The sequence below is a fragment of the Streptomyces sp. NPDC003691 genome, assembly GCF_053981115.1.
In genome coordinates, this window is sequence record NZ_JBSFNQ010000003.1 from 47,583 (window position 1) to 60,658 (window position 13,076).

Here is a 13,076-nt window from a genome sequence, read left to right on the forward strand (position 1 = left end):
ATCAGCCACCCGCCTTGCCGGGGCCCCGGCGCCCGTACAACTCGGTGAACTCGATGGCCGCCTTGCGGCGTACGCCACTGTTCCGGTCCTCGGTCTCGACGGTGATCTCCGAACCGCCGAACGTGAAGTAGATGTCGAGGTATCGCTTGGAGAACTCCACCTGCTTCGAACCGCTCGCGTCGGCGTTCACTGTCCCCACGCGCTCACAGCCCGCCTCGTTGACGTACTGCGGATCGTCGCTGTAGGTCGCGAACAGCCCGATCTCGAAGAGGGTGGTGCCTGACTGGACCCTCAGCGAGTCCTTCACCACCTCACCGGTCACCACCTGATCACCGCGCTTGATCATGACGCTGAAGCGGTCGTCGCACATGTCCCTGCCCAGCTCGTCATGGAAGTGCATGCCTCCCGGATCGGTTCCGTGGCGGAAGGGCATCGCGCACTCGAAGCCGTACGTGTACTTCGAGCGCCGCCCCCAGACGACGGCCGGGTCGTAGGCGAAGTGCACGGCACCTGCGAGGACGGCGAACGCCGCGTCCTGCGGCAGCACCACCTTGACCTCGTGGCCGAACCGCTGGGCGATCCGGTCACGCAGATAGGTGGAGCGGGCGAAGCCGCCGACCAGGACGATCTGGTCAACGCCTTTCTCCGGACCGTTGTCGAGCACGATCCGCCGCTGTTCCTCGATCACTTCCAGAATCCGCCCCACCACCGATTCATGAAGGTCCGCGATCTCGTCCGGAACGATGACGAGGTGGTACGAGGCGCCGTAGGCCAGCTCGGTCAGCCGCGCCTTGGTGGCCGGTGCCAGGGTTTCCCAGAGCCCTCCGGGCACGGCGATATCGCACGGGGTGGTGAACACCGGAGTGCCGTCGGGCCCGGTCTCCGAGGCGAGACCGACCTTCCACCCCTCCCAGCTCTCCTCCAGTGCGGCGATCTCCTGTGGGTGGGAGACCAGCAGGGCCTTCAGCTCCTCGGCTCCGAAGCGGTCCGCGAGCACCGTGTCCACGAAGTGCTGGTTGATGTACGCCGACCCCAGCGGGCCGCCGTCGGCGATACCGATCTCGGACAGCCGGTCGTCACCGACGCCTGCGGGGCGGATCTGGTAGCTGGTGATGTCGACGGTGCCGCCGCCGCAGTCCACCACCATGAAACGGCTGCCGGGCGTTTCGAGGTCGAGACGCCCTTCCGGCCGGTCCGGTGCGAGCAGGGTGCCGGGGGTGAGCGCACAGTAGACGGCTGCTGCCTCCGGTTCGCTGACGAGGAGCAGCCGCTCCTGGTCGGACGGGATCCCGGCCGCCTTCGCGGCATCGCGCATCGCGCCTTTCTCCGGGTCCTTCCAGATCGCGGGCACGGTGATGCACCAGCGGATGTCTTCCGCGCCGAAGCCGAGACCGCCGTAACTGGTTGCCTGGATTTCTTTGAGGGCCGTGGTGTACAGCCTGCGGAGGTAGGCGGCGATCAGCTTCGGCACCACCAGGGCGGGATCCGCATTCTCCAGGTTGCCGAAGAAGCGCGGCACATCGCCGGCCGGGGCATCGGATCGCAGCGCCATCTTGAACCGGGCCGCGTATCCGAATCCGCTGGGATTGCCCCGACTGCTCTCGGTCCGCCAGCGCCGACGGGCCTCATGTCCGAAGGCCACCGCTTCGCCGTGCACATCCACCAGGACGGTCGTCAGGTCCTTCGGGTAGGCGGGGCCACCGTCCTGTGCTGTGAAGTTCTGGTAGGTGATGGCACGACGATTGGCAAGGTCCTGAAGGTTGGAAACCGTCGTCCAGGCAAAACCCGAACCATGGGTTCCGAAATCGATGGCGACGACGATCTTCGGTACGAACGGCTTGCTCATGCTCCCCCTTCCGCGCGGGAGCACGACGGACCCCACACCCGTCGTCTCAAGGCCCCCGCGGCGAAACAATGATCAACGCAGCCCGGAGTGCCGCACCGGTGCGTATGCGCTTTCGCGCTTCGACGCTATCCGAGCAAGGGCAAAAGCGGATACCCCTTTTCCATTTCGGAAAGGGTTCCTGGAGCAGGTAAACAGTGCCCGTGCGGCTCAGAAGTCACAGGGGGCTCAGGGGTAAAAGGCCGCCCTGGTAAAAGTGCTGATGGGAGGCCCGTCCCAGGAATTCGGCGGATATACGCGCGGCGGCCTTACCCGGGCTTCGGGTAAGGCCGCCGCGGGGGTCGGACGGATTACAGGTACGGGCCCGAGCGAAGGGCGCCGTGGGCCGGGTCGTCGTCGTGCGGGGCGCCGGGAGGCAGGGCGCGGCGCATCTGCTCCAACTGGGCGCGGGCGGCCATCTGCTGGGCGAAGAGCGCCGTCTGGATACCGTGGAAGAGGCCTTCGAGCCAGCCCACCAACTGGGCCTGGGCGATGCGCAGCTCGGCCTCGGAGGGCACGGCGTCATTGGTGAACGGCAGCGAGAGCCGCTCCAGCTCCTCGACCAGCTCGGGCGCCAGCCCGTCCTCCAGCTCCTTCACGGAGCTGGCGTGGATCTCCTTCAGGCGGACCCGGCTCGCCTCGTCGAGAGGAGCCGCCCTGACCTCCTCCAGCAGTTGCTTGATCATGCTGCCGATCCGCATGACCTTCGCCGGCTGTTCCACCATGTCCGTCACGGGGACCTCACGCGCCACGTCGTCGCCGCTACCGTCACCGCCGCCGAGAGCCATACCGTCCTGCCCCACGACGAGGACGTGGGGACTCTCCTGCGAGCGTTCGTTCCTCGGCATATCCATGCCGCCATTCTCGCGCACACGCGCGTCATCACGCGGTGTGCCCCCGTGCGGGAGTGATCACTCCCGCACGGGGGCACGAATGTGCAGGTGGCCGCTGGTCGACCCGGACCGGAGGCCGGTATTCCGGTATTCGGGCCGGATCCGGTGGTCACTCCGGGTCGACCAGTGGGTCCGTCTCCGTCACATGCCGGCCCGGAGGTCAGGCGGCTCCGTCCGGTGTTGGCCCGGAGCCCCCGGTGTCCCCGTCACGTGGTCGCCCGGCGGGCCACCGCGCCCCGCGAGCGGGTCATCAGCGCCGCCAGGAGCGCCGCGCCCAGCGGGACCACGACCAGCAGGGCGCCGAGGGTCTCCCACGGCATGATGATCGGGACATAGGGCGCGGCCATCTCGTACCCCTGGTTCAGCGAGTCCTCGTACCAGGACTGGTCGCTCCGCCGCTCGGTGAGCAGCAGCCCCACCGCGGGCAGTACACCCGCCGCCGAGCCCAGGACCACACCCATGGTGGCCACCACCCCGCACTGGAAGCCGCTGAGCGTCCTGCGCACCCTCGGCGGGGCGCCCACCGCGGTCAGCGTCTTGAGATCCGCTTCGGCGTCCGCCTGGGAGAGGCCGGTGGCGATACCGGCCGCACCGACGGTGATCAGCGTGGCGAAGGCGGCCAGCGCCAGCAGCACGATGCTGGTGTCGGACTCGAAGCCCTTCTCGATCCTGAGGCTGACGCTGGTGCTGATCCGCGACAGCTCGTCGTCGAGCTTCTGCTTCTCCGTGCTGTTGGTCATCCGGTCGGTGGAGAAGTAGGCGCCGTACGGCACCGCCAGCACACCGAGCGACTTCGCCGCGGCGGGCGGGAGCACGGTCTGGAAGCCGTACGCCTTGTCCCTCGCGCCGTCGGCCACCAGATGGGTCGGGACGGACCGGACGGTGCCTGGCTCCTCCTTGCCGGCCTCCATGGCCTTGTCGGCGGCCTTGGTGTCGGTGATGACCTTGATGGTCACCTTGCCGTCGGGACCGATGTGCTGCTTGTTGAAGGTGATGGCCTTGCCCGCCTTCAGAGCCCGCTCCGCCGCCGGGTCCTTCGCGCCCAGAACCTTCAGCAGCTTCTCGTCGGCGACGAGCACATCGCCCAGGTAGGGGCCTTCGGTGCTCTTGCAGCGCCAGTCCTTGGCCAGGGCGCGCCGCTGCTGGACGGTGTACTTGGCCCCGGGGTCCTCCGCACCGCGTGCGTTCGAGTACGTGTGCAGCGGGCACTGGTTCGCCTTGGGCACGACGATCGAATAACGGCCGCATCCCGGGTCGCTGTCCCACATTCCGCAGGACTTCTTGCCGATGACGATCCGGTCCACATCGGCCCGCACCTCGACCGGTGCGTTGCGCTGGACGGCGGAGCGGATCGCCGGTATCTCACGGCTGTTGTTCTCGTCGGTGACGAGCAGCGAGCCGTGCGGGGCCTCCGCGACGTACGACGCCTTCTGCTGGGCCTCGTCGCTTGCCGCGTAGGTGGCCACCGCCACGGTGCCCGCGACGGCCGCCAGGACCGCCGCAACCGCCGGAGCCGTACGGCCGCGGTTGCGGACGGCGTCCCGCAGCGCCAGCCGCGGCGACAGCGGCAGAAAGCCGCCGAGCCGACCGAAGAGGCCGACCAGGGCCGGGGTGAGCGCCACGATGCCCAGCTCGGCGATGATCGCGCCGATGCCGACGATCGCGAAGCTCTGGAAGAGCATCGAACCGGCCAGGGCGATGGCGGCACCGAAACCGACCGCGATCAGCCCGATCACCGGCAGCACCCGGCTGCTGCGCCGGACGCCGCGGCGTCCGGTCAGCGACACCAGGACGGACTGCCGGGAGGAGGTGATGGCGGGCACGAGCGCCGCCATCGTGCCGGTGAAGACCGCCAGCAGGGCGATGGCCAGCAGCTCCAGCGGCCGGGCGTCGAAGGCGCCGAACCTCTCGCCCATATACGTCTCGAAGGTGCCCTGGAGCGCGATGCTGAGGAGCACGCCCAGTGTCGTACCGATCACGGCCGCCGCCGCGCCGATCACCAGTCCGCCGGCGAGCACGATGGCACGGATATGGCTGCGCTCACCGCCGTTGGCCCCGACCAGACCGAGCTGGCGGCGCGAGCGCCGGGCGCCCACGGCGAACGCCGGTCCGGCCAGCAGGCAGATCTCCAGCAGCGCCAGGCTGACGACCGTGGCCAGCGCGGTCAGCTCCTCGGCCTGGAGCCCCGGGTTCATGGCGTAGTTGTGGAAGTTGGGCTTCTGGTAGAGCGGGACCTGCGAGTCCGCGGGCTCCGAGAGGGCCACCGCGCGGGACTGGACCACACCACCCTTGGCGTTGGTCTCCTTCACCATGTTCCACGTGAAACCACCGTCGACAGCGACCAGATAGGTCGTCGAGCCGTAGTCGGTGCCCAGTTCCAGCTTCTTCAGCGCCTCGTTGAGCGGCTTGATAAAGGCCCCGGGCAGGGCGTTGACCTGGTCCGTCTTCAGCGAGCTGGGCAGCTCGTAGGCGCCGACGATCTTGTAATCGCGGTTGAGATGGCGGGCGTTGAGCTTGCCGCCGACCTTCAGACCGCTCTTCTTCAGGAAGGAGGTCGTCGCGGCGACCTCGCCGTCCTGCGCGGGGAACCGGCCCTCGGTGACATCCATGATGCCCTTGGCCATCGGGTCCGACGCCTTCAGCTCACGGACCTCGGTGTCCAGGAGGCCGTGCTCCGTCTCCACCTTGGCCCGGCCGTTGGTGTCCGGCAGCAGCCTGGCGCCCTGGGGCGCGGCCTTGCGGACGTCCATCGACCCGTCCGGGTACGACTCGTTCTCCTTGAGTACCCGCGCGGTTTCGTACATGTCTCCCGAGGGGTCCTGGAAGACCGCCTCGCCCTGCATGTTCGGGTCCTTGAGCCGGGCGTCCGCCGCGCCCATCTCGCGCTCCAGCCGCTCCGAGGTGGAGAGCTGGGCGCTGCGGAGGGTCAGATCGGCGGCACTGACGCCGACGATCGGCAGCGCGATCATCGCCAGGACGAGGAAGCTGCGCCCCTTGGAGCGCCAGGCGTCACGACGGGCGATGCGGAGGGCCGCCCGCCAGGAATGGAGCCATTTCTTCACAGTGCTTCCCCCGAGCGGATCACGGCAGTGCCGGTGTACGTGTGCGGTGCGGTCTTCACCGGTCGGCCACCTGGCCCGTCAGCAGCGAGTCGGCGTCGCTGCGCACGGTCTGGTCGACGACGGAGCCGTCGCGTACGAAGACGACCCGGTCCGCCCAGGCCGCGAAGCGCGGCTCGTGGGTGACCAGGACGGCGGCCGCGCCCGCGTCGCAGCGGGCCCGCAGCAGGGCGAGGACCGATTCGCCGGTCTCGGAGTCCAGGGCGCCGGTCGGTTCGTCGGCGAGGACGAGTCTGCGGTCGCCGACCAGGGCGCGGGCGATGGCCACCCGCTGCTGCTGACCGCCGGACATCTCGTCGGGGAAGCGGTCGGCGAGATGACCGAGGTCCATCTCCTCCAGAGCCGCCTGCGCCTCGGTCTTGGCCTTGCGCGCGCTGATGCCGTCCAGCTCCCGGGGGAGCGCGACGTTCTCGGCGGCGGTCAGGGCCGGGATCAGGTTGTAGTCCTGGAAGACATAGCCGATGCTGCGGCGGCGGAGGGCGGCGAGCGTTTTGCGGCTCGCGGTGGTGATGTCCGTGCCCTCGACGATCACCTGTCCCGAGGTGGGGAGGTCCAGCCCGCCCGCGAGGGTGAGCAGAGTGGATTTGCCGGAGCCGGACGGGCCCATGACGGCGACGAGTTCACCGGGGAAGACGTCCAGATTGACCCCGCGCAGGGCGTGCACCTCGGTGGCGCCGCTGCCGTGGACACGGGTGAGCTGGACCAGCTGGAGCACCGGCTGGTTCGCCTGGGATGCATGGGGCTGGTGTGACTTCTGGGGACTGGCTGTGGACATGGTGGGTTCCCCCCTTGGGCGGGCAGATACGAGCGGTTGGCCCGGTGCCGCCGGCTCCGCCGGACCATCGGGCCGGTGGGCCCACGGGCCCGGAGGAAGTGGCGGGCCACGGGTGATGGAACGGCGGATCGGCCGGCGGGCGGCACGGGCCGCGGTCGGGTGACGACCCGGTGGAGCGGTCGGTTCGGATCCGTACGGCCGCCGTCGCCGTAGCCGTCGCTGTCGCGGCTGTGGTGCGGGTGTACGGATCCGGGGACGGGCGTGCGCGGGGCGCGGTGGTGCGGTTGGCTCAGGTGGTGCGGGTCATGCAGGCAGTGCGGGTGGTACAGGCAGCGCCGGTGGTGCAGACAGCACTGGTGGTGCGGGTGGTGAGGATGTGTCAGGTGGCTCTATGGGCGGCGGGTGTACCGGGGGCCTTCTCCCCCTCCACCCACCCGGCGGCCTTGGGGGTGTTCACCGCTCTCCGATCGGCCGTGGCGGAGAGCCGGATCAGCCGGGACTCGGAGTGGTCCAGCCAGCGGGCCTCGGCCTCCGTCTGGTAGATCAGCTGCTCCAGTACGAGCAGCCAGGCGATGTCGTCCCGCTCCCCCGGACCCTCCCCGCTCTCGATGGCGGCCAGGGCCTGCCTCTTGAGCCGGGTGTAGTCCTGCATGGCCTTCACCGTGTGGTGGCGCTGGGACTGGATCACTCTGCTGATGTCCACACCGGGCGCGCCGATCGCCATCGCCAGCTTGATGGCCAGCTCGTCCCGGGGCGGGCTGGTGCGGTCCACCGGGGCCTCGAACCAGGTTTTCAGCTCGGTGCGTCCGGCGTCGGTGATGGTGTAGAGCGCGTGCCCGGCCTCGTCCTCACCGCTTTGCGCGACCATGCCGTCGCGTTCGAGCCGGTTCAGCGTCGTATAGACCTGGCCGACGTTGAGCGGCCAGGTCGACCCCGTACGGGCCTCGAACTCCGTACGGAGCTGAGAGCCGTACCTGGGGCCGTGCTCGAGAAGGGCGAGCAGCCCGTGGCGGATGGACATACTGAGTATGTATACCGGGTATGCAGGCCGTCTCCAACCGTCTGCCGACGGATGTGACGAGTCCTTCTCAAGGGGGACCCCGGACGGGCCGGTCCGGTACGGGCGACGGACCCCGCCGCCCTCAGCGGTGCCGGAGCCGGAGGCCGAGGAAGCCGATACCGAGTCCCATCAGGGCCAGCCCGACACCCAGCGACAGCGGCGAGACTTCCTGCGCGGCCGGGCTGCCCGCGGCGCGTGCCCGCCGCTGACCTGCGGCGGAGTGAGCGTTCCCGGTCGCGTAGGGCAGTGGTTCGGCCGCGGGGCCGACGGTGCCCGCCCCGGTGTCCGGCCCATCCGGAAGGAGGATGCCGCCGTCGGCGGAGGGAGCGTCCGGATCCTGTCGTACGGGTGCGACGGAGGGATTCCCCGAGCCGGTGACCGCCGCCGGACCGCTCGGGCTTCCGGTACCGGACTGTGACACGGACGCCCCGGAGGGCCGCCGGGCGTCCTCCCGGGGGACCGGGTCGAGATGGTGCGGGGGCCGTCCAGGCCGGATCCGACCCTCCCCCGCGGGGTGCCCGGCGAGGGACTCGCGGGGCTCGGGGGCGGCCGCGGCACCCGCCCCGGGGCCGGAGCCGGAGCCGGAGACAGGGCCGGAGCCGGGGCCGGGGACCGGGCCGGGGGCGGAGGTGTCCGGTGCGGGGCCGCCCGTACCCGGTTCGCCCGCTCCGCCCGGTTCGCCCGTGCCGGGCGGTGCGGGCCCGGCGGGACCGCCGGGATCCGCCGGAGCGGCGGCCGCGGCGACGGCCGTACCCGTCAGGGGACCCGGTTCGTCCGCGTACGCGACGGGCGTGGCGAACACGGCCAGCGCGGCGAAGGTGACCGCACAGCGCGAGCGGAGTGTGGGATGCACCGGGGAGAGCCCCCTCCCGTGCGGGCCGCGAGGCGGCGGCGGACGGCCGTGATCACGGAGTCAGCGTCACACGGCACGGGCCGTCCGGCATCTCGGACGGCCCGCTTCCACACCTGAGAGGGACCGCGGGCACCCCTGGGGGGCTTACGGATCAGGCCGCTCCGGCGGGGGCCTTTCCGGATCAGGCCGGTCCGGCGCCCGGAGGAAAGCGAAGGGGCCGGTCCGGCGGGATCCCGAAGGCCCGGCCGGCCCGGCGTCAGCCCGCCTTGCCGGTGGAGATCGTCAGCTCGAACTGCTGGCTCTCGGGGGTCACCGGGCTGCCCGAGCTGGGGAACTGTTCGACGACCGCGTCCTTCGGGTACTGCGGGTTGTCGACCTCGGTGACCTTCCAGGTCCAGCCCGCGGCCCGCAGACAGTCCTTCACCGAGAGCAGGTCCTTGTAGAGCAGGTCCGGGGCCCTGACCTTGTCCGGGTCGGAGGAGTCCTCGGACGCTTCCGAGCACTTCTCGCTCTTGAGGGTGCGGGTGCGGTCCGGCGGGATTCCGTCCGCGGCCTTCGTGGCGCCGCCGCCGCTGTCCGGGGTCGCATCCGTATCCCTGCCGGAGTCCGTCCCGGAGTCCGTTCCGGTATCGGTGCCGGAGTCCGTGCCGCGGCCGCCGGATCCGGTGGCGGGGGACCCGGCCGGAGTGTCCACGATCTTCACATCGACCGGATCCTTGTCCGTCAGGGATCCGATGAAGCCGATGCTGAAGGGGATCGCCAGAATCGCGAAGAAGATACAGATCAGGACGAGCACCAGCTTGCGGCCCCGGCCCATGCCCTTGGGCGCGGGCGCCCCGGGCCGGTGCGGCACGGTGGGACGCGGCGTGGGCGCCGTGGCGTACGGCGGCGGCACATGGCCGCCCATGGCGGCCCCGCCCCGCTGCTGCTGCGGATAGCCGTAGGACGGCGGTGCCATGCCCTGCTGCGGCGGCGGGGTTCCCGGGCCGTGTCCCCCGGGGCCGTACGGAGTGGGCGGACCGGGCGGACCGGCCTGCGGATACGGCGTCCGGGCGATGCCGTGCGCCGGGGAGTGCGGGTGCGGCGGCCGCGCCGGGGCATGGGGGCCCGTGGCCTGCCCCTGGAGGTGCTGCCCCTGAAGATGCTGTCCCTGGAGATGCTGCGGCGGTGTGTGCGGCGCTGTATGAGGCGGTGTGTGAGGCGAGGCGTGCGGCGGGAAGACCGCGGAGCCGACCCCGGCTCCGCTGCCCGTACCGATGCCACCGCCGGTCACGGAGGGCGCCGCGGTCTGCCCCCCGGCGGCCACCCGCAGACACTCGTTCCGCATGGCGTCGGCGCCGGGGAACCGCTCGTTCGGGTTCTTCTTCAGCGCCCGCAGCACCAGGGCGTCGATCGCCGGGGTGAGCGAGCGGTTGACCGTGGAGGGCGCGACCGGCTCCTCCTGGACATGGGCGTACGCGATGGCCAGCGGGGAGTCCGCGTCGAACGGCAGCCGTCCGGTCAGCAACTGGAAGAGCATGATGCCGACCGAGTAGAGGTCGGCGCGGGCGTCGACGGCCCGCCCCAGCGCCTGCTCGGGCGAGAGGTACTGCGGGGTGCCGACGACCATGCCGGTCTGCGTCATGGACGTCACGCCCGACTGCATGGCCCGGGCGATGCCGAAGTCCATGACCTTGACGACCCCGCGCGGGGTCAGCATGACGTTGCCGGGCTTGATGTCCCGGTGGACCAGCCCGTTCTCGTGGGAGGACTCCAGGGCGGCCAGGACGTCGGCCGCGACCCGCAGCGCCCGGTCGGCGGGCATCGCCCCGTACCGCTGGATGTCCTCCTGGAGGACGGCGCCGAGCGGGCGGCCCTCCACGTACTCCATGACGATGTACGGCACCAGGGCGCCGCCCAGTTCGTCCTCTCCGGTGTCGAAGACGGAGACGATGTTGGTGTGGGAGAGCCTGGCGACGGCCTGGGCCTCGCGGCGGAAGCGCTCCCGGAACGACTGCTCGCGCCCCAGCTCCGTATGGAGTGTCTTGATGGCGACCCGCCGGTCGAGGACGGAGTCGTGCGCCAGATGCACCGACGCCATCCCGCCCTGGCCGAGCAGATCGAGAAGCCGGTACCGGCCGTTCGCCACCGAGCCGCCCGCATGGTGGCCCTGCGCGCCGTCCTGGCTCATGTTCTGCTTCCCCCCTGGCGTGCGCGTCCGCCGCCGGCCGGCTGCCGCCGCGCGGACCCGCGGTGTGCGGCACGGACCGGCCCACCGGGACAACGGGTCCGGCGGTGCGCCGCCGGCGGCCCGGCGGCTCCGGTGCCCACGCGATGCTCCGTGTTATACGGGGCAAGTCTGCCGCAGGTGACGGGCACGTCAAGCCGGGTGCCCGTTCCGTGACCCTGTGCACGGGTAGCGTCCCGGAAGCGTTACAGGAACGCCACGGTATTTGCGTGGCCGTGCTCACAGCGGGTTGGACGACCGGTCCGTCCCGCACGGTGGTGTCGGTGGGAGGCTGTAGCGTGAGGCAACGGAACGCCTGTCCCGGGCGTTAGGCATAGGACGGATGCGGACCCCGCGGTTGGTATCGGACGCCCTGCGTGCGGCCCACCGCCGCCCCGGGAGCCCGCCCGGCCCGGTTGACGGCTCCACCGAATAGACGACGGCGAGGACTGATGGCACCCGAACCCGAAGCAGGCGTCGGCGGCGTGCCGGGATCCGGGGACCACTGGGGCCCCGGCGGACTCGTCGGCGGCGGCCGCTATCGGATGACGTACCGTCTGGGCCGCGGTGGTATGGCCGAGGTGTATGCGGCGGAGGACGTCCGGCTGGGCCGTGAGGTCGCGGTGAAGCTGCTCCGGGCCGATCTTGCCGAGGACCCGGTCTCCAAGGCCCGCTTCACCCGCGAGGCACAGTCCGTCGCCGGGCTGAACCACCATGCCATCGTCGCGGTCTACGACTCCGGCGAGGACGCCGTGGGCGACCAGGCCGTCCCCTACATCGTCATGGAGAAGGTCGAAGGGCGGACGATCCGCGATCTGCTGATCAACGCCGAGGCGCCGCCGGTCGAGCAGGCGCTGATCATCGTCTCCGGGGTGCTGGAGGCCCTGGCCTACTCCCACCAGCACGGCATCGTGCACCGGGACATCAAGCCGGCCAATGTCATCATCACCAACTCCGGCGCGGTCAAGGTGATGGACTTCGGCATCGCCCGCGCGCTGCACGGCGCGTCCACCACCATGACGCAGACCGGCATGGTGATGGGCACCCCGCAGTACCTCTCGCCCGAGCAGGCGCTGGGCAAGGCCGTCGACCACCGTTCCGATCTGTACGCGACGGGCTGTCTGCTCTACGAACTGCTGGCGCTGCGGCCCCCGTTCACCGGCGAGACCCCGCTCTCCGTGGTCTACCAGCACGTCCAGGACGTGCCCGTACCGCCGTCCGAGGTGCTTGACACGGTCCCGCCGGAGCTGGACGGCCTGGTGATGCGGTCGCTGGCGAAGGACCCGGACGACCGGTTCCAGAGCTCCGAGGAGATGCGCGGACTGGTGCAGTACGCGCTCCAGATGCTCCAGCAGCAGGGCGGTCACACCGGGGCCTGGAACACCGGTCCGGTCGACACCTACGGCGGGACCACCCGGGTCATGGGCGCTCCCGGCGCCACCGCGGTCGGTGCCGCGGTCCACGGCGAGACCTCGGCGGGCCCGATACTGCCCCCGGTCAACCCGGACGACGGCGGATTCTCCGGCTACGGACCGCAGTCCGGCGGGAAGCGGCCCGGCCGGGGCCGGATGGTGCTGTTCGCCGCGCTCGCGGTCATCGCCGTCGTCATGGGCGTGGCGATGGCACTGCGGGCGGCGGACGCCGACAAGGGCAACCCCTCGGACGACACCAAGGTGTCCGACTCGCCGTCGGTGCAGGACTCGCCGTCGCCGAGCGCGGAGTCCAAGCCCTCCGAGAAGGAGTCCGAGGACGACGGCCGGCAGTGGTCGGAGAAGCCCAAGTACCCCAAGAACAGCAAGACCTGGCAGCCCTCGCAGTCCACGAAGCCGTCCGACGACGTCAAGCCGTCGGACGACACCAGCAAGGAGCCGCCGGTCCAGTCGGAGAACCCGGGCTCGGAGGGACCGCAGCAGCCCGGGCAGCCGGGCGGCGGCGAGAACGGCGGCCAGCAGGGCGGCGCGGACAGCGGCGGGCAGCAGGGCGCCGCCGACAGCGGCGGGCAGCAGGGTGGTCAGCCGGGCGGTGCCAACGGTCAGCCGGGCGGTCAGGCCGCGGGCGGCGGCAGCCAGCCGGGCGGTCAGGGCACCACCAGCTGATCCGGAGCCGGTGAGTCCGGCGGGGTGCGCCCGTCCCCGGAGCCGGTGGGTCCGGCCTCTCCGTTCGACCCCGGCCGACCCCGGCCGGTCTTAGTTCGCCCCCGTCCGGTCTGCGGCCGGGGGCGGCGCCGTTCCAGGGCCTTCTCCCGTACGGCTCCGTTGCACGGCCCCTTGGACGGTGCCCCTTGTACG

Annotated in this window: 8 protein-coding genes; 1 reads left to right on the forward strand and 7 read right to left on the reverse strand. The window is 71.1% G+C overall.

Going from position 1 to position 13,076, the window contains the following annotated elements; genetic code table 11:
* Nucleotide 1 precedes the first annotated feature (1 nt).
* The 7 genes from ACWDR0_RS02345 to ACWDR0_RS02375 all read right to left on the reverse strand — a co-directional run bounded on the left by ACWDR0_RS02345 (nt 2) and on the right by ACWDR0_RS02375 (nt 10,752).
* The gene (locus tag ACWDR0_RS02345; protein WP_456349713.1) at nt 2-1,846 is read right to left on the reverse strand and encodes an Hsp70 family protein; all 1,845 of its coding nucleotides are present in this window, start codon (nt 1,844-1,846) and stop codon (nt 2-4) included.
* A 347-nt stretch (nt 1,847-2,193) separates the two neighbouring features.
* Complete coding sequence (locus ACWDR0_RS02350; protein WP_456349714.1) at nt 2,194-2,736, reverse strand: bacterial proteasome activator family protein; 543 nt, start codon at nt 2,734-2,736, stop codon at nt 2,194-2,196.
* A gap of 245 nt (nt 2,737-2,981) precedes the next feature.
* Nucleotides 2,982-5,837 carry an FtsX-like permease family protein gene (locus ACWDR0_RS02355; RefSeq protein ID WP_456349715.1) on the reverse strand — a complete coding sequence of 952 codons (2,856 nt, stop codon included), beginning with the start codon at nt 5,835-5,837 and terminating at the stop codon, nt 2,982-2,984.
* Nucleotides 5,838-5,892: 55 nt separating this feature from the next.
* Nucleotides 5,893-6,669 carry an ABC transporter ATP-binding protein gene (locus tag ACWDR0_RS02360; RefSeq protein WP_456349716.1) on the reverse strand — a complete coding sequence of 259 codons (777 nt, stop codon included), beginning with the start codon at nt 6,667-6,669 and terminating at the stop codon, nt 5,893-5,895.
* A 379-nt stretch (nt 6,670-7,048) separates the two neighbouring features.
* On the reverse strand, nt 7,049-7,690 hold the full coding sequence (locus tag ACWDR0_RS02365) for a PadR family transcriptional regulator (RefSeq protein ID WP_456349717.1): 642 nt from the start codon (nt 7,688-7,690) through the stop codon (nt 7,049-7,051).
* Between the two features lie 121 nt (nt 7,691-7,811).
* Nucleotides 7,812-8,582 carry a hypothetical protein gene (locus ACWDR0_RS02370; protein ID WP_456349718.1) on the reverse strand — a complete coding sequence of 257 codons (771 nt, stop codon included), beginning with the start codon at nt 8,580-8,582 and terminating at the stop codon, nt 7,812-7,814.
* 256 nt (nt 8,583-8,838) lie between these two features.
* Nucleotides 8,839-10,752 (reverse strand): protein kinase domain-containing protein, encoded by a 1,914-nt coding sequence (locus tag ACWDR0_RS02375; protein WP_456349719.1) that lies wholly within the window; start codon nt 10,750-10,752, stop codon nt 8,839-8,841.
* 488 nt (nt 10,753-11,240) lie between these two features.
* On the opposite strand from ACWDR0_RS02375, the gene ACWDR0_RS02380 reads away from it, so the two are divergent.
* Nucleotides 11,241-12,884: a protein kinase domain-containing protein gene (locus ACWDR0_RS02380; RefSeq protein ID WP_456349720.1), complete on the forward strand. Its 1,644-nt coding sequence runs from the start codon at nt 11,241-11,243 to the stop codon at nt 12,882-12,884.
* The last annotated feature ends 192 nt before the right edge of the window (nt 12,885-13,076 follow it).

Bases quoted from the DNA above. Each gene is read 5' to 3' on its own strand.
- ACWDR0_RS02345 (WP_456349713.1), bottom strand. From the start codon at position 1,846: ATGAGCAAGCCGTTCGTACCGAAGATCGTCGTCGCCATCGATTTCGGA.
- ACWDR0_RS02350 (WP_456349714.1), bottom strand. From the start codon at position 2,736: ATGGATATGCCGAGGAACGAACGCTCGCAGGAGAGTCCCCACGTCCTC.
- ACWDR0_RS02360 (WP_456349716.1), bottom strand. From the start codon at position 6,669: ATGTCCACAGCCAGTCCCCAGAAGTCACACCAGCCCCATGCATCCCAG.
- ACWDR0_RS02365 (WP_456349717.1), bottom strand. From the start codon at position 7,690: ATGTCCATCCGCCACGGGCTGCTCGCCCTTCTCGAGCACGGCCCCAGG.
- ACWDR0_RS02375 (WP_456349719.1), bottom strand. From the start codon at position 10,752: ATGAGCCAGGACGGCGCGCAGGGCCACCATGCGGGCGGCTCGGTGGCG.
- ACWDR0_RS02380 (WP_456349720.1), top strand. From the start codon at position 11,241: ATGGCACCCGAACCCGAAGCAGGCGTCGGCGGCGTGCCGGGATCCGGG.